At 52.4% G+C, this 19,841-nt stretch carries 18 protein-coding genes; 12 read left to right on the top strand and 6 right to left on the bottom strand.

Annotated elements, in window-relative coordinates; translation table 11 throughout:
- Positions 1-74: 74 nt before the first annotated feature.
- Positions 75-554, top strand: a complete 480-nt coding sequence (locus PsAD5_RS22795; protein ID WP_063293782.1) for a TIGR02301 family protein — start codon at positions 75-77, stop codon at positions 552-554.
- 263 nt (positions 555-817) lie between these two features.
- The gene (locus tag PsAD5_RS22790) at positions 818-1,093 is read left to right on the top strand and encodes a hypothetical protein (protein WP_014284380.1); all 276 of its coding nucleotides are present in this window, start codon (positions 818-820) and stop codon (positions 1,091-1,093) included.
- A gap of 106 nt (positions 1,094-1,199) precedes the next feature.
- Here PsAD5_RS22790 and PsAD5_RS22785 read toward each other — a convergent pair whose 3' ends face one another.
- The gene (locus PsAD5_RS22785) at positions 1,200-1,832 is read right to left on the bottom strand and encodes a LysE family translocator (protein ID WP_208981732.1); all 633 of its coding nucleotides are present in this window, start codon (positions 1,830-1,832) and stop codon (positions 1,200-1,202) included.
- 170 nt (positions 1,833-2,002) lie between these two features.
- Between PsAD5_RS22785 and PsAD5_RS22780 the strand changes: the two genes are divergently transcribed.
- The gene (locus tag PsAD5_RS22780; protein ID WP_208988767.1) at positions 2,003-2,668 is read left to right on the top strand and encodes a hypothetical protein; all 666 of its coding nucleotides are present in this window, start codon (positions 2,003-2,005) and stop codon (positions 2,666-2,668) included.
- A 64-nt stretch (positions 2,669-2,732) separates the two neighbouring features.
- Here PsAD5_RS22780 and PsAD5_RS22775 read toward each other — a convergent pair whose 3' ends face one another.
- Positions 2,733-3,473 carry a class I SAM-dependent methyltransferase gene (locus PsAD5_RS22775; protein WP_057464874.1) on the bottom strand — a complete coding sequence of 247 codons (741 nt, stop codon included), beginning with the start codon at positions 3,471-3,473 and terminating at the stop codon, positions 2,733-2,735.
- A gap of 28 nt (positions 3,474-3,501) precedes the next feature.
- Positions 3,502-4,764, bottom strand: coding sequence for a DUF3419 family protein (locus PsAD5_RS22770; RefSeq protein WP_063293780.1), 1,263 nt, complete (start codon positions 4,762-4,764; stop codon positions 3,502-3,504).
- Positions 4,765-5,086: 322 nt separating this feature from the next.
- Here PsAD5_RS22770 and ygfZ point away from each other — a divergent pair, with 322 nt between their 5' ends.
- The 5 genes from ygfZ to PsAD5_RS22745 all read left to right on the top strand — a co-directional run bounded on the left by ygfZ (position 5,087) and on the right by PsAD5_RS22745 (position 9,957).
- Positions 5,087-5,929, top strand: coding sequence for a CAF17-like 4Fe-4S cluster assembly/insertion protein YgfZ (gene ygfZ / locus PsAD5_RS22765; protein ID WP_063293779.1), 843 nt, complete (start codon positions 5,087-5,089; stop codon positions 5,927-5,929).
- 150 nt (positions 5,930-6,079) lie between these two features.
- Positions 6,080-6,721 carry a YfbR-like 5'-deoxynucleotidase gene (locus PsAD5_RS22760; RefSeq protein ID WP_063293778.1) on the top strand — a complete coding sequence of 214 codons (642 nt, stop codon included), beginning with the start codon at positions 6,080-6,082 and terminating at the stop codon, positions 6,719-6,721.
- A complete protein-coding gene (locus PsAD5_RS22755; protein WP_063293777.1) occupies positions 6,721-7,245 on the top strand; it encodes a tyrosine phosphatase family protein in 525 nt (174 codons plus the stop codon). Before PsAD5_RS22760 ends, PsAD5_RS22755 begins: the two co-directional genes overlap by 1 nt.
- Positions 7,246-7,265: 20 nt before the next feature.
- The gene (locus PsAD5_RS22750) at positions 7,266-8,291 is read left to right on the top strand and encodes an NUDIX hydrolase (protein WP_084406030.1); all 1,026 of its coding nucleotides are present in this window, start codon (positions 7,266-7,268) and stop codon (positions 8,289-8,291) included.
- 508 nt (positions 8,292-8,799) lie between these two features.
- A complete protein-coding gene (locus PsAD5_RS22745) occupies positions 8,800-9,957 on the top strand; it encodes a cell wall hydrolase (RefSeq protein WP_063293776.1) in 1,158 nt (385 codons plus the stop codon).
- Between the two features lie 115 nt (positions 9,958-10,072).
- Here PsAD5_RS22745 and acuI read toward each other — a convergent pair whose 3' ends face one another.
- Entirely contained in the window at positions 10,073-11,092 is a 1,020-nt protein-coding gene (gene acuI, locus PsAD5_RS22740) for an acrylyl-CoA reductase (NADPH) (RefSeq protein WP_063293775.1), read from the bottom strand.
- A 107-nt stretch (positions 11,093-11,199) separates the two neighbouring features.
- Positions 11,200-12,462 (bottom strand): MFS transporter, encoded by a 1,263-nt coding sequence (locus PsAD5_RS22735; RefSeq protein WP_063293774.1) that lies wholly within the window; start codon positions 12,460-12,462, stop codon positions 11,200-11,202.
- A gap of 318 nt (positions 12,463-12,780) precedes the next feature.
- On the opposite strand from PsAD5_RS22735, the gene PsAD5_RS22730 reads away from it, so the two are divergent.
- The 4 genes from PsAD5_RS22730 to nadC all read left to right on the top strand — a co-directional run bounded on the left by PsAD5_RS22730 (position 12,781) and on the right by nadC (position 17,513).
- The gene (locus PsAD5_RS22730) at positions 12,781-13,473 is read left to right on the top strand and encodes a hypothetical protein (RefSeq protein WP_063293773.1); all 693 of its coding nucleotides are present in this window, start codon (positions 12,781-12,783) and stop codon (positions 13,471-13,473) included.
- A gap of 313 nt (positions 13,474-13,786) precedes the next feature.
- The gene (gene nadA / locus PsAD5_RS22725; protein WP_063293772.1) at positions 13,787-14,908 is read left to right on the top strand and encodes a quinolinate synthase NadA; all 1,122 of its coding nucleotides are present in this window, start codon (positions 13,787-13,789) and stop codon (positions 14,906-14,908) included.
- 107 nt (positions 14,909-15,015) lie between these two features.
- Positions 15,016-16,650: an L-aspartate oxidase gene (locus PsAD5_RS22720; protein WP_063293771.1), complete on the top strand. Its 1,635-nt coding sequence runs from the start codon at positions 15,016-15,018 to the stop codon at positions 16,648-16,650.
- Positions 16,647-17,513, top strand: a complete 867-nt coding sequence (gene nadC, locus PsAD5_RS22715) for a carboxylating nicotinate-nucleotide diphosphorylase (protein ID WP_063287252.1) — start codon at positions 16,647-16,649, stop codon at positions 17,511-17,513. The genes PsAD5_RS22720 and nadC overlap by 4 nt, the downstream gene beginning before the upstream one ends.
- Positions 17,514-18,017: 504 nt before the next feature.
- On the opposite strand, the gene PsAD5_RS22705 is transcribed toward nadC, so the two are convergent.
- Entirely contained in the window at positions 18,018-19,697 is a 1,680-nt protein-coding gene (locus tag PsAD5_RS22705; protein ID WP_063293769.1) for an electron transfer flavoprotein-ubiquinone oxidoreductase, read from the bottom strand.
- Positions 19,698-19,841: the final 144 nt, after the last annotated feature.

The raw sequence follows: 19,841 nt of genomic DNA, 5'->3' as shown, positions 1-19,841 counted from the left end.
CCATAGTGGACAGAGTGCCGGGAGACGGCCATCCTTACAGAATCTGAAGCAACCAGCATGCTGTGGGATGTAGCTTGACTGACATTGCAAGACTTAAAGCTTGGACACGTAACTTCGCGAAACCTGCCTGGCCGACAGGCCGGGGGATTTGCCTTGGTCTGATGCTTTTGAGTGTTGCGGCGGCCCCTGCTGCATTTGCTCAGAGCTCCCCGCAATCTCCGGGTCAACCTGTACAGCCAGAGTTGAAAGAACCTCCCTACGAGCAACAGCTTATTCGCCTCTCAGAAATACTTGGTGCCCTCCATTATTTACGCCCGCTTTGCGGTCATGATGAAGCAGACGAATGGCGTCAGCGCATGTACTCCTTGCTGGGTGCAGAAGTGCAGAATGAGCTGAGACGCCGGCGTCTTGTTGAGCGGTTTAATCAGAGCTATCGGGGGTTCGCATCGGTCTATCAAACCTGCACTCCAGCGGCTATTGAAGCCTCTCGCAGATTCGCCGATGAAGGTGTAATTATCACCCAAGAAGTAACGGGCAAGTACAGCCGCGATTGATAGAAAAGCCGGTTGCAACCGTTTTCCACAGACAATTATTGCGTGTTTTTTGGATAACTCGGCTTCGCCACAAATATTAACCATAACTTACAGAAGCTCTGGACGAGTTTACCAAAACATCAGTGAGTCGGTTGTTCCTGCCGTTTTGCGTGTTAACTTCCGTTTAACAGATAAGGCATGCGACGCTTCATTTGTTTTCGTTTGCCCGTTACATGTAACGGCAAATAACAAGAAGCAGCACATAGAGGGACATGAGAGCCAGCATGATCAAGGACGACGCTATCGCCGGCGAATTCACAGAAGAGATCGATGCATCTGATGCAGACATCCGCCGACTGGCTCTAAGCTTCATTCAGGAAGCTTGGGAGGATGGTCTTTCCCACGGCATCGACAGTACAGCTCTTGCGCATGCAGCGCTGTTCTCAGCAATGATGGATCTGGTTTCTCTTTATGGAGAAGAAGCTGTTTCCAAATTTGCGCAGGAATTGCCACAGCGCGTTGAGCGCGGTGACTACTCTTTGGAACGTCGTCTGCACTAATTTCAGCACTGCTGTTTTTCAAAGAGCCCCGATTGATCGGGGCTTTTTTGATTCCGGTCCGGTGTGTTAGAGCACGTAGCGTTTATTTGCATTCACGCACCGCGCTCTAGAAAATCAAATCACTTGCAACCTTGGCAAGGATGAGCGCTGCAAAGAGCAGTAGGATGATGCCTGCCCCGTGGTTAATGTTAGAAAGCCAGTTGTCATTCATGCGATTTCGCAGCTTGGACACAAGCGCTGACAGGCAAGCCCACCATAAAAGTGCGCCACTCAACACGCCCAGCACGAGTGCCAGAGCGCCGACATAGTCCCCCTTCTCGGGCGCATGCTCTCCCAGTGAGCCGAAAATAGCGATAAAGCCAAGAATTGCGCCTGGGTTGGTCACGGTCATGGCGAAGGAGACAATCATCCCGCGCCAAATTGTTGGACCACCATCGCTGCCACCCTTTAAATGTGGGTGAGACCGGAACACGACGATGCCGAAGATGATCAGAAGAAACCCGCCTATCGTCTGGATATAGAACTCGTGGCGTTCAACGAACTCCGATATTGCCGTCACACCAAAGGCAGCAGCGGTTGCAAATACACCATCGGCCAGAACTGCCCCGAAGCCTGCAATAAGGCCTGGAAGGAAGCCGTAGTGCACTGCCCTCCTAATCGCCAACACGTTTACAGGGCCAATCGGAGCAGACGTGACGAGCCCGATAATCATGCCTGTAATGAAGAGTTCAATGTTCAACGCTTTAATCCATACTTCCCAACTGCGCAGAAGACCTGTCAGATCTTCCTATAAATTTTCTAAAGGCTCTCTAGCTTGTGCATAGGTTAGGGTCTGTTTCTTCCTTGATTCCCAACAAGCCCTTAAACTAAGGGCAAAGCACGCGCCTCTTATCCGTTTCGGAGCACTTCATGTATTTTCGCCTACTCATCATAGGGTTACTTTGCACTACAGCTCCGGCTATGGCTGCAACACAGGCAATCAAGACCGAAACGATTCGCATCCAACGCCCCAAGGCTGAACAATTTCCTCTGCTTGATGAAGGTTTCAACAGAGATACCAGCAGTGAAGATGCGCTGGACAGTGAGTTTGCAGAGGAACCTCCGCTGCCAAAGCTGGACGTTTTTTATGTCGATACAGAATTGCCGGAAGCTGTCAGAGCAACCCGCGCGACGCTGATCAAGATTGCTCGCAGCGGCAATGTTGCTGCGTTGGCGCCTTTGTTTGCCAAGCAGGAGCAACCGCCGGAACTTTCGTTCACACCTGTGCGCGATCCGGTCAGCTTTTTGAAAGACAGCTCTGGTGATGGTGAAGGGCACGAGATCCTTGCGATCCTACTGGATATTGTGACAGCCGGATATTTGCGGCTCAATGAGGGAACGGAAGAAGAGACTTACATCTGGCCTTATTTTGCCCGCTACCCTTTGCATGATCTGACGCCTTCGCAGAAGGTTGAGATGTACCAGATCGTCACTGCAGCTGATTACTTTGAGATGCTGGATTATGGCGCATGGACCTTCTATCGCCTTGGCATTTCCAAGAATGGGGATGTGCGGAGCTTTATTGCCGGAGATTAGAGCGTCTTCGATGACCGGTTGATGAAAGCCCATCAGATGCTCTGGTGGGCTTTTCTTTGCTCAGTTACCCCGCCTTGCGGATTTCGCGGTGGCTTTCGTTTTCCGCTTTCAGCAGGTCCATCTGCTCAGGCTTTTCCATGAAGCGGGTGTAAAAGCTGCTGTCGAGTTCCGCGTAATAGGCATAGCCGCGGTACAGAGGCAGGAACCGCAGTTTGGCTCTGTTGTCGTCGGCCAGCCCTTTCATGACTTCGTGAAAGTTCTCACGCGGTAAAACATGGAACCTGCCGAGCCACTTTTTGAGCATCAGCTTGAACAGGCCGGGCAGTTTTTCCTGCTGACCAAAATCAACAACAGACAACTGGCCGCCTTTTGCCAGAAGCTTTGTGCCGTTGCGCAGAGCGTCTTCCCATGGCGGGATCATTGAGACGCAGTAGGACAGGAAGACACGGTCGAAGGTGTCGATGCCGAACTTCTCAAACGGATCAAAGCTCGTTGCATCGCCCTGAGCCAGATGAATCCGGTGAGACAGGTCCGCTTTGTGAATGTTGGCTTCTGCTGTCTTCAGCATTTCTGCTGAGATATCGACGCCAAAGAATTGGCAGGTTGGGTAAGCCCTTGCTGCCTCAATCAGATTGCGACCAGTGCCGCAGCCGAGCTCCAGCACTGTGCTGCCACGCGGCGCTGCCAAATGTTTGATCAAATGATCCCGGCCAAGAAGGTAATGCTTTCTGGTCAGATCATAAAAATGCCGTTGGTTCTTATAGATTTTATCCATCAGTGAGGCTGAGGACTTTACATTCGCCATTTCACTTCCCTCACATACTTATTCTTGTTCAGTTATAGATGTAGAGGTGGAAACCACCGTAGATGGAGGAGCGGTCCAACTTGTTGAGGCGTGCACTTTCAGCCGCCTCATAGGTCCACTGCCCCAGTATTTCGTTATTGACCCGCCCCGGCAGAATACTTGGCTCGCCAGCCGTTCTGAAGATGACGCGCGCTCCTTGTCGTGCCGTTCGGGATATTCCTGCCCATAGATCGTTCAGCTGCCTGTCTGTCATCCAGTCCTGCGCATCCAGCAGGACGTAGGCATCAAGGCTGTTTGCATCCTGATTATCCAGATGCTCTGTGAAAGACCGATTAACAACGCGCACATGAGAGGCTCTTTTCCGAATTTCCGGGAAGTGTTGCGGCTTCAGATAGGGCGGTAAAGGGCCGGAAAGACCGGTTCCGCTGTGTGTATGAGAGGGCGCATATCCGCGAGTGAAAGCTTGCCAGGCGAAGTAGTTGTCTTCCATTGGAAAGTCGCAGGCCAGCTTTTCCAAGCGTTGTTTGAGAACGCCCGCCATATTGCCACCGCCTTCTGCGGCAAGACTCTCATATTGCGCAGGAGGGATGCCGAGGCCGTAGAGCGACATCTTTTTGGAGGTTGCCCAGCGGATCAGGCGTTTATCAAAGAGCGGTGCCAGAACCTTGTCGAAATATGATCGCTGTTCGTTCAGATCACGTGCGTCTGCCAATTTGCGCAGGTCAACGCCGTAGATTTTTGCAATGAGGTGACCAAGACCAATGAAGTAGCCGAGCATGCCATGATGGTAGAGGTCTCGTGAGAACAGGGTGATGCGCTTGCGGCCCCACGCTGTCATGTCCCGCCCTTCCCAGTAGGCCATGGTTTCAGGATCAATGGCGGGCTTCAGATACTTCTCATAGGCGGCAATATTGGCTTTTTCATCAGCCTCACCAAAGAACCGATAGAACGTCTCGTAATCGGGGAACTCTTCCAGCGCGGTCAACTTCAGGCGGTTCAAAGCCACATGCGCGCGGTTGAGGTCGACTGCCGTAATCTCCTGCGGGTTTGCTGTGAGGTAGGACATGACATTGCAGCCGCCGGAAGCAATTGTCACCATTTTCGAATGGGGCTTGAGTTGCAGTGCCTGCATATCCACCTCCGGATCCTCCCAGATTTGCGGATATACCAGCCCCTTAAATGCGAAGGTGAACAGACGTTCCAACGCGCCTTCCATGGAGATCAGTTTTGAACGATGTACTGCACGATCCAAACGTTTTTTTGACTGCCTGATAGTTGATGTCACGTGCATCTCCAGAATCAAGAACTGAAATCAATCGAGATAAAGAGTTAGTTCACGCACACGACAGTTTTGCGACGTCGAAACATTGATTGTAACTGCAGAAAGATCTTGAAAACGCGGCAATACTGGAATGTTCCGGTAAACAACTCAGTGCACTTACATTTCTATTTACCTGCCTCATATTTTGCGTTTTTCCTCCCACACGCAGGTGTCAGGGCGCAGGCGAGGAGCTCCCTCGTCACCCACAGAAACTATTCTTTTTCCGTGGTGTGCGCATAGCTGATGGGTTATGAAACACTCTTGTTGTTTTATTCATTGGAAGGACGGACCCATGGCATCACAACGTACCATTCTCACTTCGCGTCGGCTCGTGAAGGTTTTTGGCGAAGATGCCAAGGAGTTTCTGCAAAATCTCGTCAGCTGTGACACCAGCGAGATTAATGCAACATCCAGCGCATTTGGTGCTCTTCTTACGCCTCAGGGGAAAATCCTCTGGGACTTCATTGTGTTTGCAGATGAGAGCACAGGCGGTTTCCTGATTGATGTGAGCGCTGATGAACTTGATGCGTTTGCCAAGCGTCTTGGTTTTTACAAGCTTCGCGCCAAGGTGACTGTGGAGCCTGCTGATGAGACCATGCTTGTGATCGCAGACTGGGGAGATGATTTGCCAGCGGATAAACCGCGCGATCCTCGCCATGTTGATATGGGCGTTCGTTATGTTTCCTCCGGCGAAGTTGCAGAGACTGCCTCAGAAGCTGACTATCATGCGCATCGTATCAAACTTGGCATTCCGCAGAGTGGGTTGGACTTTCAGCTGGCAGACGTGTTTCCGCATGATACAGATATGGACAGTCTCAATGGTGTGGCTTTCTCCAAAGGTTGCTTTATCGGGCAAGAGGTTGTTTCCCGCATGAAGCACCGTGGAACAGCCCGCAAACGTATCATCAAAGTTTCCGCAGACAGTGCACTGCCTGCCGCCGGTAGTGATGTTCTGGCTGGAGAGAAGAGCGTTGGTACATTGGGATCCTCCCAAGGCGACAACGGATTGGCATTGCTGCGACTGGACCGTGTGAAAACTGCGATGGATGCAGGTGTGTCGCTGACATGTGATGGTGTTCCCCTCACCCCTTCCATTCAAGAATGGGCAAGTTTCAACTGGCCTTCATCTGATTAAGAGAAACAGCTAAAGCGGTTCGCATTTAAGCTGGAACATATGAACTGCTTTAGCCTTTGTTTTGCGTATCTTTATCCGAAAACCGGTTTCCACTTTTCGGAAATACACTGTAGACACCACCTTAACCTTGACGACTGGCTTGATTGACTAATGTGTGCAGAGCTTTCCTCATCTTCCCCCCGTGCCTGGCAGCGGATGCTTTCTGGCAGAAGACTTAATCTTCTTGATCCGTCTCCGTTGGATGTGGAACTCTCTGATATAGCGCACGGCCTTGCGCGTGTTGCACGGTGGAATGGGCAGACAATTGGCGATCATGCGTTCTCTGTTGCCCAGCACTGTGTGGTGGTGGAAGAGATTGCGCTGATGCTCAAGCCTGATCTTGATATTCAATGGCGTATGGCAGTCTTGCTGCATGACGCGCCTGAGTATGTGATCGGGGATATGATCTCCCCTTTCAAGAACGTGATGGGTGGCACCTACAAGGCTGTTGAAGAGCGGCTGCACCATGCCATTCACAGGGCGTTCAACCTGCCCCCCGACTTGCCAGTCAGCATTGCCAAGCTTGCCAAGAAGGCTGACATTATCAGCGCCTATCTGGAAGCAATCCATCTGGCGGGCTTTAGCAAGGAAGAAGCTGACAAGATTTTCGGAAAGCCTGCAAAGGTTACTGCGGAGCAACTGGACACCTTGGCAGCAAGCATTGAGCCGCTGCCAACCAAGGATGCGCAAGAGGTCTTTCTGGCCCGGTTTGCTGAGCTTGATGACGCTCGCAAGAAAGTTGGAGGCCGCTGATGCTGCATGTCTGTCCACTTTCCAAGCTGGAAGACACGTTGACCTCAGCAAGGCCGAGCCATGTGCTCTCTCTCGTTTCTCCGGGAACAGAGGTGATCTTGCCTTCTGAGACAAAGCCTGCTCACCATCTGGTGCTGGAGTTCAACGACATTACTGAAGCACGTGAAGGTCTGCTTGCCCCCAATGCGACGCATGTAGAGCAACTGCTGGATTTTTCCCGTGATGCTGCATGGAACGGCTCTTTACTGGTGCATTGCTGGGCCGGTGTCAGCCGGTCTACAGCTGCTGCCTACATCATTGCCTGTGCGATTATGCCGGATACAGATGAACGTGCGCTGGCCCAACATTTGCGCCAGGTTTCTCCTGTAGCCACACCCAATCCGCTGCTTATCTCTTTGGCAGACACTCTTTTGCAGCGAAATGGGCGCATGATACAATCAATCATCGAGCTTGGTCGTGGTGCAGAGACTTTTGAGGGCAACCTGTTCTCGCTTGATCCTGCCGCACTTGTTGAACTGGCATGACGGATACGGAGCAAACATTGATGAGCAATGCAGTGGAAACAGGAAATGCAGCCCAACGCGGTGCTGACATGGAGCCTGTCCAGCTTGGCATTGGTCTGAGTGCTGTCATTGTTTCCGTAAAAGACAAAGTGCCCTTTGTTTTGACTGTGCCGCAAAAAGTGCCTGACGAGTTGTCTGGCCTGCCCTCCGGCCCGTTTGACCCACGCGTACACCGCACCTTTGAGCTGGGTTTGCGTGCGTTTGTTGAAGAACAGACTGCCCTTCATATTGGCCATGTGGAACAGCTTTACACCTTTGGTGACCGCGACAGGTATTCTCTGGCGCGGGTTGGTGAACCGCATATGGTTTCTGTCGGCTATCTGGCATTGACACGCCAGACACCAGAATCTGAGCGGCTGCTTGCCAGACAAGGTGCTCGCTGGCGTCCCTGGTATGACTTTTTTCCCTGGGAAGACTGGCGTGGCGGTCAGCCGAAGATGCTGGAAGAGATTATTCATCCCAGCATGGAGACCTTCAGCAAGGCCCCGGACGATGATGCCAAGACCTACCATGAGCTGAGCCGGAGAGATCGTTATCAGCTCGCCTTTGGTGTGGGCTCTCTGAAATGGGATGAGGAACGCGTTTTGGACCGTTACGAGTTGCTTTATGGCTCCGGTCTTATGCGTGAGGCCTTGCGCGATAAACAGCCAACTGCACTGGAACGCAGCACCTTGCCAGACCTTGGCGAGGGCCTTGCCCATGATCACCGCCGTATTCTGGCAACGGCACTTTCCCGGTTGCGGGCAAAACTGAAGTATCGACCCGTTGTCTTCGAATTGATGCCACCTGAGTTTACCCTGACCGATCTGCAGCAGACGGTAGAGGCGATTTCTGGCCGGCATATTCACAAACAGAACTTCCGCCGTCTGGTGGAAACGGGACAGCTGGTTGAGCAGACGGGCAGAACTTCAACCGCGACGGGCGGGCGTCCTGCAGCCCTTTATCGGTTCAGAAGAGACATTTTGAAAGAGCGCCCGGCCCCGGGATTGCGCGTTAGCTTGCTCTGATTCACATTTTAGCCTTAAGTGACGTAAGGTTATCTACAATTTTTTTGAGTTTTTTCTCGGCAAAAATTCATAGGAAAAACGGAGTTGTGGATTTAGCAGGGAGCCTTATGGTTAATCTTGTTAAGATTTTGATTGTGTTGATATCCTACAGCCACACCAAGATATCACAGGTGTCATTTTCTGCATGAAGCCTTTTGTTTCCTATGATTTTTGGCCAACTGAAAAATCCACCCAGACATGAAATAGCCCTAGTTTTTTGGTGAGTACCGTCCCTGCATATTAACCATATGCTGGCTGTCAGCGGCGTGAACTGTGGCAGAATAACTGGGGTTTTGGCGGGCTTAACTTTATATCAAGGTTAAAAGCGAAAAATGCACTCATCCGGAAAAGTGACGGGCGGGAGTGTTTTATCGGGCTTCTTCATCCTGTCGATCTCAGAGTTTGGGGTTCCCTTTTCAGGGAGTGAGAGACGCTGAGTTTTTGGGCGTTGATTTGGAGTAGATTGCGTATGTCGGGCCATGGGATGAAGAAGAATGCAGGACGCCGTGCTGTCCTCATGTACTTTAAGTACCCTATTCTAGCTGCAGGGCTTGCAGTTGGAACCTTTGCTGCATCTCCAGTAGCGTTGCAGGATATTCCGGCACTGACCGGGAACCTCGACGAGGAAACGCCGCGATGGATGCAATCTGTCTCCGCACGGGATAGCCAGAAATTTGCAAAGTACTTCGTAGCTCCTGAGAAGAAAACTCCGCAGCGCCATGCGGTGAACCGCACCGGTAAGAGTGACATGCTCGTCACTACTCTGCCGAGCCGTGTTGTGGCTTTCATTCAAAATGCAGGCAAACCGAAGAGTTCCGACCGATTTGTTTCCCAGCTGCCGCAAATGGCGTTCAATGGCCATTATGGTGGGGATGCACTAGCCGGTCTTGCCGACAACAATGGGCAGGCCGACACGTCTCCACTCGGCAAGGCGGCACGCCGTGCAGCACTGGCAGCTCGCAAACAAATTGCGCAGAAGACAGTTAAGCCAGCGACCCTTTCCATCGCCAAGCAAAACGAAATTGCTTTGGCAACTGCTTATGCTCCAGCCACACCGCAAACCAACAAAGCACCGTTTGATGCGCTGTTGAGCAAGCCTAAAGTTTCGATTACGCCTTCCGGCAAGCCAACTCTTTCAGACAAAGAGCTGGCCTCTACTTCAGAGACCAATCCGCACTGGTGGTACATGCGCCAGTTGCCGAGCTCTGTGAGAAAATCCAAGAAGGAAATGCGCTGTCTGGCTGAGGCGATCTATTTTGAAGCACGCAGTGAACCGCGTGACGGGCAGATTGCTGTTGCGCAGGTTGTTCTCAACCGTCTGAAGAACCCAGCTTATCCGAACACGGTGTGCGGTGTGGTTTATCAGAACAAAGGCATGAAGAACGCCTGCCAGTTCTCGTTTGCTTGTGATGGCATTCCAGAGCGCGTGACTGAGGCTGGTCCCTGGGCCAAAGCGAAGAAGATCGCGCAGCAGATTGTAAAGGGTGAGGTCAGCATTCCAGCTGTTGATGCCTCCACTCATTACCATGCAACTTATGTTCGCCCGAACTGGGCACCGACCATGCAGCGTAAGAAGCGCATTGGTAAGCACATCTTCTACAAGACCTACCGAGGTGGCTGGAGCTAATCCACGACCTCATATGTGAGAAGAATTTGGTGGCCTGACCGCTCCAATTTTAAACCCCGCACCGGCGACTGGCTGATGCGGGGTTTCTTTTTGTCTAAACCTGCTTGTTGTAGCGTTACTCGACTTCCACGACGGTACGACCGCGTACTTGCCCTTTGAGCAGCTTTGCAGCGCGTTCTTCAACATCTGCCAGCTTTATGGTCTCAGACAGAGTGTCCAGCTTGGCAAGATCGAGATCCTGCACCAGTCGGCGGTAAGCCTGCTCACGCAGGGCCATAGGCGCCATAACGGAATCCACGCCGAGCAGAGCTACACCGCGCAGAATGAACGGCATGACAGATGCTGGCAGGTCCATGCCCTGCGCCAGACCACACGCAGCAACAGCACCGCCGTAGTTGGTCTGTGCCAGCAGGTTTGCAAGTGTATGACTGCCCGCGACATCAACCGCCCCAGCCCAGCGTTCCTTGCCGAACGGTTTGCCTTTTTCGACCAGCTCAGCCCGATCAAGCACTTCTGTTGCACCGAGGCTCTTGAGGAAGTCAGCTTCCTCGGTGCGCCCTGTGAAGGCGATGGTCTCGAAGCCGAGTTTGGACAGCAGGCTGATGGCAACAGACCCAACACCACCAGATGCGCCAGAGACTGCGATTGGTCCGTGGTCCGGTGTCAGGCCGTATTTTTCCAGCGCCATAACGCAGAGCATGGCTGTGTAACCTGCGGTGCCAATGGCAGCTGCGCGGGCGGCAGAGATTTCTTCCGGGCGATGTAGAAGGCATTCGGACTTCAAGCGGGCGACTTGCGCGTAGGCACCGGTGTGGACTTCACCAACACCATAGCCGTTGAGGAGGACTTGATCGCCCGGTTTGAAGCGGTTGCTTTCGCTGGTAAGCACTTCGCCAACCACATCGATACCCGGCACCATCGGGAACTTGCGGGTGATGCCCGGTGCGCCTGCGAGGGCCATCCCATCCTTGTAGTTGATGGTGGTGTGCGTGACTTTGACTGTCACGTCTCCTGCAGAGAGCTGATCAACACTGACTTTGTTCCACTTGGCAGGTAGTGGCTTGCGGCCGCTTTCATCTGCTTCAATCCAGAGGGCATCAAACTCGCTCATGGCCAATCCTTCTCGCCAATTCATGTTGCATGAAAGCTGGCAGAAGGAGGGCCATAAGGCAAGAAAATAACGCTAGGCAATATTCCGGTGTAACACACTGACAAACCTAGCTAGTTCACCTAATAGGCGTCTTACGCAGGCTTGGCGACCAGACGCCCTGCGGTGGCGGACTGTTCGCGGATTGGCCAGTGCACGATGGCTGCGAAAATGCCGAGCGCGATTCCGAGCCACCAGATGGCATCGTAGTTGCCGCTTCGCTCATAAAGCACACCGCCCAGATATACTCCCAGGAAAGATCCTATCTGGTGAGAGAAGAACACGATGCCGAACAGCGTTCCCATGTAACGTGGGCCGAACATGACAGCGACGAGCCCTGAAGTTGGCGGAACGGTGGAGAGCCACAAAATGCCCATGGTGGCTGCGAAGATCAGTGTCGACATTTCTGAGATTGGCAGTGTGATGTAGAGCGTGATGGCGATGGCACGGGCAATATAGATAAATGACAGCAAGTATTGTTTCGGAACGCGTGACCCCAACACACCGGAGGACATGGAGCCAACAATGTTGAACAGGCCGATCAAAGCCAGCGCCCATGCACCGACGGAAACGTCAAAACCCTGATCCACGATAAAGGTCGGCATGTGCACGGTGATGAACGCCACGTGGAAACCACAGACGAAAAAGCCGAAGACCAGCAGGATGTAGTCTCTGGTTTTGAAAGCCAGACCCAATGTTTGAGAAAGGGTCATGCTGTCCTGCGGGTTGGCAGAGCTGCCAGCAGCTGGAGCTGCGGAACGGCCACGCAGGATATAAGCGAACAGGGGTACGATGGCGACGACAGCTGCCATATAGATCAGCGCGCTGGACCAGCCATAGTTTTCGATCAGGCCCAGGCCCAGCGGTGCAAAGAGAAACTGGCCGAAGGAGCTGGCAGCTGTGCCCATGCCGAAGGCGATGCCGTGGTATTGGGGCTGAACAGACCGCGCGAAGGCAGCCAAAACAAGCGAGAAGGATGTGAAGGCAACACCCAGACCGATCAAAACACCTGCGGAGACCTGTAGTAAGAGTGGCGTGTCTGACAGGCTCATAAGATAGAGGCCGATGGCGTAGATGATCGCGCCGAGCACCAGAGTTCTTCCTGTGCCGAATTTATCTGCCATCATCCCAGCGAAAGGTTGTGCAGCACCCCAAACGAGGTTTTGAAGTGCCAGCGCAAAGGCAAACACATCCCTGCCCCAGCCAAACTCTGAGGACATAGGCGTCAGGAACAATCCAAGGGTTGCCCGTGGTCCAAACGAGAGAATGCCGATGATACATCCGCTGATGATTATAAGCGGGACGTTGGGGCCGCGCCGGACAGAGGATTGGTTCTCGACCTGGGTCGCTTGAGACATGCAATTTCCTTTCCTGCATCCGGCAGAGAGTTTCGGCCAGACGCTGGACCAATGGTGTCCGTTTTTCGCTGAGCAGCGGGGAATAATCAGGTTTAATCTAATTTTCCGTTCTGCAATAATTGAAATTACTTAGGTCATCCATCAGCAATTGGAATGAGTCTTTATCCCTAAGGCATTTTGCTGGAAAACTTTCTCTGATCAAATGCAGGCATATGTGAGAATACTAATATATTTCAAAATGCTAGCGAAACTGGCGGAGTCGCTTGACTTTGATTTGGGTCCTGACCTAATTCCCCCGTCAACATTTAGGGGCCGACCATGACCTACTCATTTTCTTTCGGAAAAACACTCGCTGCAGGCCTGCTTGCCTTTGCTGTAAGCGCACCTTTGGCAGCTTCTGCGCAGGACGATGTGCAGAGCCAAGCTGAGCTGACTGCACGCGTTGAAAAGCATGCACCTGCCAAAGAGCTTTACATCAAGGACCGCCCAATCCTCGGCTGGAAGATTACTGGCGACACACTGGCAGACCTGCCAGAAGCGATCCGTGACCCGTTGGGTTCTGTAGATTCCACCAGCTACGATGATGCTTACATCGCCAAGAACGTTGGTTCTGTGGTTGCGTTGCAGATGAGCAAGACCGGCCCTGATTTTTACGTGATTGGCAAAGAGACGTTCACCTCCAAATACGAGATGGTTGGTCTGGAAGAAGTCGCTGCCAAAAACACCCGCCTTGTAAAGCGTTTGGATATGGCTCCGGAAGTTCTTGCGCTGTTTAACGCAAAAGACGCTGGCCTGACTGGCGCGCTGAAGACCGTTCCGGTTGAGATGGTGCGCATGTCTGCCATCGGTTATGCCCCAGCTGCTGAAGTGATCATTCAATCTCCATGGGGCACACAGACCAAGCCTGCTGATCAGGATGGTTTCCTCGTGTTCGACAGCGGTGAGAACCAGTACTACATGGTCAATCAGGGCGCTAATGGTAACCCATCCAGCTACGTCCCAGCCAAGTAAGAGCCCTTTTCTGCTCTCAAGTAATGTGAGCCCGACGTTTCCTCTGATTAAGCGGAAATGTCGGGCTTTTCTCATTTGTACCCTGCAAATTTAGGAAATTAAGTGATTACTCAGTAAGGCTAAATCGAGCTTAAACGCAGCAATCATATGCATCCGGCAAAAGAATAGGTTGTCGACGCGAGGGAAGAGGTCTATAAAAACTCAAAATGAGCATAAGGGTTGGCATCGGCATTATGGCCGTGTTTTTTTATAGACCCCTTATACTCACATTGAGTATAATCCGGTTTCAGGCCGGCAGAATAAGGGATAGCGCATGTCCGCCACGACTACATTCGCTGAAGCAGACAGCCTTGCTGTCAATGACATTACTGCCGGCATTGAGGGTGCTGCTGTTCAAGCTGGCGCACCAGCACAAAAACAGTATGCCCCTTTGGAGCGTCCAGACCTTGCCTACACGCCCGAGGTCGCAGAAGCGACAGCAGAGGCCTATGAGAAGGTAAAGGACTTCATTCCTGCGATTGAATGGGCTGCTCTTGCTCCGTTGATTTTTGCGATCAACAAGGTGAAGAAAGAGCGCGACGCCGTTATTCTGGCGCACAATTATATGACCCCGGATATCTTCCACGGTGTGGCTGATATTGTTGGCGACAGCCTGCAGCTGGCGAAAGAAGCTGCGAAGACTGAATCTCAGGTTATCGTTCAGTGCGGTGTGCACTTCATGGCTGAGACTTCCAAGATCCTGTCTCCGGAAAAGACCGTTTTGATCCCGGATATGGATGCAGGTTGCTCCCTTGCAGAATCCATCACAGGTGCAGATGTACGAAAGCTGCGTGAAGCCAATCCGGGCGTTCCGATCATCACATATGTAAACACCTCCGCTGATGTGAAGGCTGAGTGCGATATTTGCTGCACCTCTTCCAACGCGGTTCAGGTTGTTGAAGCCATGGGCACTGACAAGGTGCTGCTGATCCCTGATCAGTACCTTGCAGCCAACGTGAACAACCAGACTGATGTTGATGTGTTGACCTATGCCGGCTCATGCGAAGTGCATGAGCGCTTTACGGCGGAAGAGCTGCGCGACTACCGTGCCATTGACCCTGATGTGAAGATCATTGCGCACCCTGAGTGCCCGCCGGAAGTTGTTGCAGAAGCTGACTTTGCTGGTTCAACATCTCATATGATTGACTGGGTGAAGGACAACAGCCCTGAGAAGGTGATGATGATCACCGAGTGCTCCATGGCAGACAATGTTGCCTCCTCTACACCTGGCGTCAACTACATTCGCCCCTGCAACCTGTGCCCACACATGAAGCGCATCACCCTCACCAAAATTCTAGACTGTTTGCTCGATATGTCTGGTGAAGTGATTGTTGATGAAAGTGTGGCGGATCGCGCTCGTGCCTCCGTAGAACGCATGATCAACTTGAAGAACTAGAGGCTTTCGTGTAGCTGGCATATTGAAAAGTCTTCAGTGCACCCTGCTGCCTTTAACGGCAGCGGGCCTTTTAGATCAGGTCCCCATAGTCTGGAATAATCTCTGAAATGTCTCAGTTCGGTTCTTCTCTCGCCCCTGCTGTTGCTCTGAACGGCGTGGATGATGTTGTTATCTTAGGTGGTGGCCTTGCTGGCCTGTTTTGCGCGCTCAAGCTTGCGCCGCGGCCAGTGACCATTGTGACCAACGCGCCCATTGGCGGTGGCACCTCTTCTGCATGGGCACAAGGTGGCATTGCTGCTGCTGTGGCCGAGGGTGATCACCACTCTGCCCATACGAAGGATACGCTGACAGCAGGTGACGGCATTTGCGAAGAAGCCATTGTTGAAGGCATGACCCGTGAAGCGTCTGACCGCATTCACGATCTACTGGGTTATGGCGTGCCCTTTGACAAAGACCTTGCTGGCAAGCTGGCTCTTTCCCGCGAGGCTGCCCACTCCAGCCACCGTGTTGTGCGTGTGCGTGGTGACATGGCTGGTGAAGCCATTATGCAGGCGCTTGTTGATGCGGCCTACAAGACACCGTCTATCCGCATCATCGAAGGATACATTGGTTGTCAACTGATCGCAGAAGGCCGGTATGTCACCGGCATTACTGCGCGTCGCCGTGGTGGGACGCAGCGCATTACCATTCCTGCAAAAGCTGTTGTGTTGGCCTCCGGTGGTGTTGGGCATCTTTACTCAACAACCACCAATCCAGGTGAAGCAAACGGACATGGCCTTGCGATGGCTGCCCGTGCAGGTGCGCTGGTTTCTGATGCCGAGTTTGTTCAGTTCCACCCAACAGCTCTCAATGTTGAGCAGGACCCTGCCCCGCTTGCAAGTGAAGCAATCCGCGGTGATGGTGCGATCCTCATCAATAATGACGGTCATCGCTTTATGGATGGCATCCATCCTGATCTTGAGCTGGCCCCTCGTGATATTGTTGCGCGCGCGATCCATACAGAACTTGCGGCTGGCCGTGGTGCTTTCCTTGATTGCCGAGAGGCCATTGGTGCAAGCTTCCCTGAGCACTTTACCCGCGTTTATGCAGCCTGCGAGAAGGCTGGTATTGATCCGATCAATGGTTTGATCCCTGTTGCTCCGGCAGCACATTACCACATGGGTGGTGTGCTGACCGATGCCTCTGGTCGTACCTCTGTCGACAACCTTTGGGCAGCTGGTGAAGTTGCGGCGACGGGCGCCCATGGTGCCAACCGTCTGGCATCCAACTCTTTGCTTGAAGCTGTTGTGTTTGCAGGTCACATTGCAGAAGACATTCAGGCCCTCATGCCGCATCACCGGGTGCATCATTGGGCTGAAATCGATGATGTTGATGATCAGGCCTCCACACGCAATCCGCAGGAACGTGCAGTCGTTTCCATGGTTCGTTCTGCCATGTCCCGCCATGTTGGTGTGGTTCGTGATGCAGAAGGGCTGACAAGGACCCTTGCACGGTTGCAGAACGCTGAGACGCTGTGCCGCCGCGACTCCATTCTCAACATGGTGATTGCAGCCAAGCTGATTACAGGGTCTGCTCTGCTTCGCGAAGAAAGCCGAGGCGGTCATTTCCGTTCTGACTTCCCGCAGAAGGCGGAGGTTGCCAAGCGCTCCTTTGTGAAGCTTGCACAAATTGAGAAGCTGGCGAGCGAGGCTGCTGCCAGCGATGTTGGCCAGCAGGCTGTTGAAGAGGAAGACATGCTATGAGCCGTCCGTCTTCATTGCCCGAGCTTTCGTTGATCATGGTCGATGATGCCGTCAAAGCTGCTTTGCTTGAGGACTTTGGCCGCGCGGGTGACATCACCTCGCAGGCGACCATTCCGGCTGATGCTGTTGCAACGGGTGTGATTGCGGCTCGTAAGGATGGCGTGCTGGCTGGCATTGATCTGGCTCTTTCCGCATTTCGTCAGGTTGATCCTACTCTCGATGTTACCGTGCTGGCGCAGGACGGGGATAAGTTGGAGCCGGGTACCATTATCGCCCGCATTCACGGTCCCGCTCGTGCACTGCTGGAGGCGGAGCGTGTGGCCCTGAACTTTTTGAGCCATCTTTCGGGCATTGCGAGCGCTACGAACGCATTTCAACGCAAAATTTCACATACCAACGCAAAAGTGGTTTGCACCCGAAAAACCACTCCGGGACTGCGTAGTTTCGAGAAGTATGCGGTGCGCTGTGGCGGCGGTATGAACCACCGGTTTGGTCTGGATGATGCGATCCTAATTAAGGACAACCACATCGCCGTTGCCGGTGGGGTTGTCCCCGCCATTGAGAGTGCCCGCGCGTTTGCCGGCCACCTTGTGCGCATTGAGGTTGAAGTGGATACACTCGACCAACTGAAGGAAGCACTCACAGCCAAGCCTGATGTGGTAATGCTGGACAATATGGGGCCTGAGCTTCTGGCACAGGCGGTTGAGATCAACAAGGGTCAAGCCGTACTGGAAGCGTCTGGTACGATTACACTTTCGACCATTCAGGCGATTGCGGAAGCTGGCGTTGATATCATCTCGTCCGGCTGGATCACGCACTCAGCTCCTATTTTGGATCTTGGGCTCGATATTGAGATCGACTAGACGTTAGAGCGTTTGGCCTCTACTAAGTCAGCTGCTCACTAGAGGACCAACGTTTGCGATAAAAAACCGACCAAACAAGATTATTGCTGCGCATATTGCGAGATTAACTGCAGCTTTATTGGTGGCAGTATTCTTAATATTCAAATGGCAGCAAATCTTATCCGTAAAAAACTGAAGAAAATTATATAACTTATTATCTTCTTCTTTCTTTTTAGAAATATTCTGAATATTCGCACCAAATGAGCACATAAAATAAAAGAATATAACCATTAAAATGCTCACTACATAGAGAACAATGTAATTCATAATTTCTCTGCTTTGCTCTAGGCATTCTCACATCAGCGACAAAAGAAAAGGCACTTCTTATCAAGAAATATCCATCTTAGTCTCTCTTACGAGCTTAATGCTAATCATCAAGATAGGATTTTCTTCTACCTATTCACCATTAAAAATGGCCCGATCTGATGACCGGGCCTTTTTCTTGTTCTGATTTTATCCAACACCTTACATGTTTGGATAGTTCGGTCCGCCTGTGCCTTCCGGAACGGTCCAGGTGATGTTGCCGTTCGGGTCTTTGATGTCACAGGTCTTACAGTGAACGCAGTTTTGAGCGTTGATCTGAAAGCGTGGTGGTTCGCCGTTTTCTTCCACCCACTCATACACACCAGCGGGACAATAACGGTTCGACGGACCAGCGTAGACATCGTGCTCGGAAAGCTTCTGCAAAGTCTCGTCGCGCAGCTTCAGATGGATCGGCTGGTCTTCCTCGTGGTTGGTGTTGGAGAGGAAGACAGAGGACAGTTTGTCGAAAGAGATCTTCCCGTCTGGTTTCGGGTAATTGATCTTCTTGCAATCCTTCGCTGGCTTCAGGCTCGCAGCATCGGTTTTGCCGTGCTTCATGGTGCCGAAGAAAGAGAAGCCCATCAGCTCATTGGTCCACATGTCGAGGCCACCGAAGACCATGCCCAGCAAGCTGCCGAACTTGGTCTGCAATGGTTTTACATTGCGTACCTTCCAGAGATCCTTGCCGATTTCGGAATTGCGCCATGCGCCGTCGAACTGGTCCAACTCTTCGTGTGCTTCACCACGACCCAGCGATTCAACGACCATATCCGCAGCCAGAATACCGGAGAGAACAGCGTTGTGAGAGCCTTTGATACGCGGCACGTTAACGAAGCCAGCGGAACACCCGATGAGAAGACCACCTGGGAAAGACAGCTTCGGTACGGACTGATATCCCCCTTCGGAGATAGCACGAGCACCGTACGAAATGCGCTTACCGCCTTCAAACACGTCCTTCACACCCGCATGGGTTTTGAAACGCTGGAACTCATCAAACGGAGAGATATACGGGTTCTGGTAATTGAGGTTTACTACGAACCCAACAGCAACCTGATTGTCTTCCAGATGGTAGAGGAAAGACCCGCCCTGGGTTTTACCGTCCAGCGGCCAACCCATGGAGTGCTGAACCAGACCCGGTTTATGCTTGGATGGGTCCACTTCCCACAGCTCTTTGATACCAATACCGAATTTCGGATGATCACTGTCGCGGTCAAGGTCAAACTTGTCTACCAGCGTCTTTGCAAGCGAGCCACGGACACCTTCGGCGATCAACGTGTACTTGCCGAGCAGCGCCATGCCGCGCATGTAGCCGTCTTTGTGAGATCCATCACGCGCAACGCCCATATCACCCGTTGCAACGCCGATCACCTTGCCGGAATCGTCATAAAGCACTTCAGCTGCTGCGAAGCCTGGATAGATTTCCACGCCGAGCGCTTCTGCTCTTTCTGCAAGCCAGCGACAGACATTGCCCAGAGACACAATGTAATTGCCGTGGTTGTTCATGAGCTTCGGCATCAGGAAGTTTGGCAGACGAAGGGAACCCGCAGGGCCAAGCAGATTGAAATGGTCTGCTGTGACAGGTGTCTTGATCGGAGCACTCTCGTCTTCACGCCAGTCAGGGATCAGGCGATCAATGCCAATTGGATCAATCACGGCACCAGACAGAATATGAGCGCCAACTTCAGAGCCCTTTTCGAGCACGACGACGGAGACTTCCTCTCCCTTCTCCGCAGCCTGCTGCTTAATCCGGATTGCCGCTGATAGACCTGCAGGACCACCGCCTACAATCACAACGTCGAATTCCATGGATTCGCGCTCTGCCAGAGTTTCCCCTTCAGACATAGTATTCTCCCTCTACACTTTATCCACTTCATTTCGCGTCAAATGATGTGGCAGCGCATTATTTTCCAGCACCTCAAGTGTCAAAACTTTATTTAGTCTCTGTGTAATTGAGCGGATACTATAGCGCAATGCGTTTTAAGGTGC

This window comes from Pseudovibrio sp. Ad5 (assembly GCF_001623095.1).
GTDB lineage: Bacteria > Pseudomonadota > Alphaproteobacteria > Rhizobiales > Stappiaceae > Pseudovibrio.
The sequence above is the reverse complement of the archived record's forward strand: the minus strand, read 5'-3'. Positions and strand labels throughout refer to the sequence as shown.

Excerpts from the sequence above, each read along its gene's own strand:
- PsAD5_RS22790 (WP_014284380.1), top strand. The coding sequence starts at position 818 with ATGATCAAGGACGACGCTATCGCCGGCGAATTCACAGAAGAGATCGAT.
- PsAD5_RS22780 (WP_208988767.1), top strand. The coding sequence starts at position 2,003 with ATGTATTTTCGCCTACTCATCATAGGGTTACTTTGCACTACAGCTCCG.
- PsAD5_RS22775 (WP_057464874.1), bottom strand. The coding sequence starts at position 3,473 with ATGGCGAATGTAAAGTCCTCAGCCTCACTGATGGATAAAATCTATAAG.
- PsAD5_RS22770 (WP_063293780.1), bottom strand. The coding sequence starts at position 4,764 with ATGCACGTGACATCAACTATCAGGCAGTCAAAAAAACGTTTGGATCGT.
- ygfZ (WP_063293779.1), top strand. The coding sequence starts at position 5,087 with ATGGCATCACAACGTACCATTCTCACTTCGCGTCGGCTCGTGAAGGTT.
- PsAD5_RS22760 (WP_063293778.1), top strand. The coding sequence starts at position 6,080 with ATGTGTGCAGAGCTTTCCTCATCTTCCCCCCGTGCCTGGCAGCGGATG.
- PsAD5_RS22755 (WP_063293777.1), top strand. The coding sequence starts at position 6,721 with ATGCTGCATGTCTGTCCACTTTCCAAGCTGGAAGACACGTTGACCTCA.
- PsAD5_RS22750 (WP_084406030.1), top strand. The coding sequence starts at position 7,266 with ATGAGCAATGCAGTGGAAACAGGAAATGCAGCCCAACGCGGTGCTGAC.
- PsAD5_RS22745 (WP_063293776.1), top strand. The coding sequence starts at position 8,800 with ATGTCGGGCCATGGGATGAAGAAGAATGCAGGACGCCGTGCTGTCCTC.
- acuI (WP_063293775.1), bottom strand. The coding sequence starts at position 11,092 with ATGAATTGGCGAGAAGGATTGGCCATGAGCGAGTTTGATGCCCTCTGG.
- PsAD5_RS22735 (WP_063293774.1), bottom strand. The coding sequence starts at position 12,462 with ATGTCTCAAGCGACCCAGGTCGAGAACCAATCCTCTGTCCGGCGCGGC.
- PsAD5_RS22730 (WP_063293773.1), top strand. The coding sequence starts at position 12,781 with ATGACCTACTCATTTTCTTTCGGAAAAACACTCGCTGCAGGCCTGCTT.
- nadA (WP_063293772.1), top strand. The coding sequence starts at position 13,787 with ATGTCCGCCACGACTACATTCGCTGAAGCAGACAGCCTTGCTGTCAAT.
- PsAD5_RS22720 (WP_063293771.1), top strand. The coding sequence starts at position 15,016 with ATGTCTCAGTTCGGTTCTTCTCTCGCCCCTGCTGTTGCTCTGAACGGC.
- nadC (WP_063287252.1), top strand. The coding sequence starts at position 16,647 with ATGAGCCGTCCGTCTTCATTGCCCGAGCTTTCGTTGATCATGGTCGAT.
- PsAD5_RS22705 (WP_063293769.1), bottom strand. The coding sequence starts at position 19,697 with ATGTCTGAAGGGGAAACTCTGGCAGAGCGCGAATCCATGGAATTCGAC.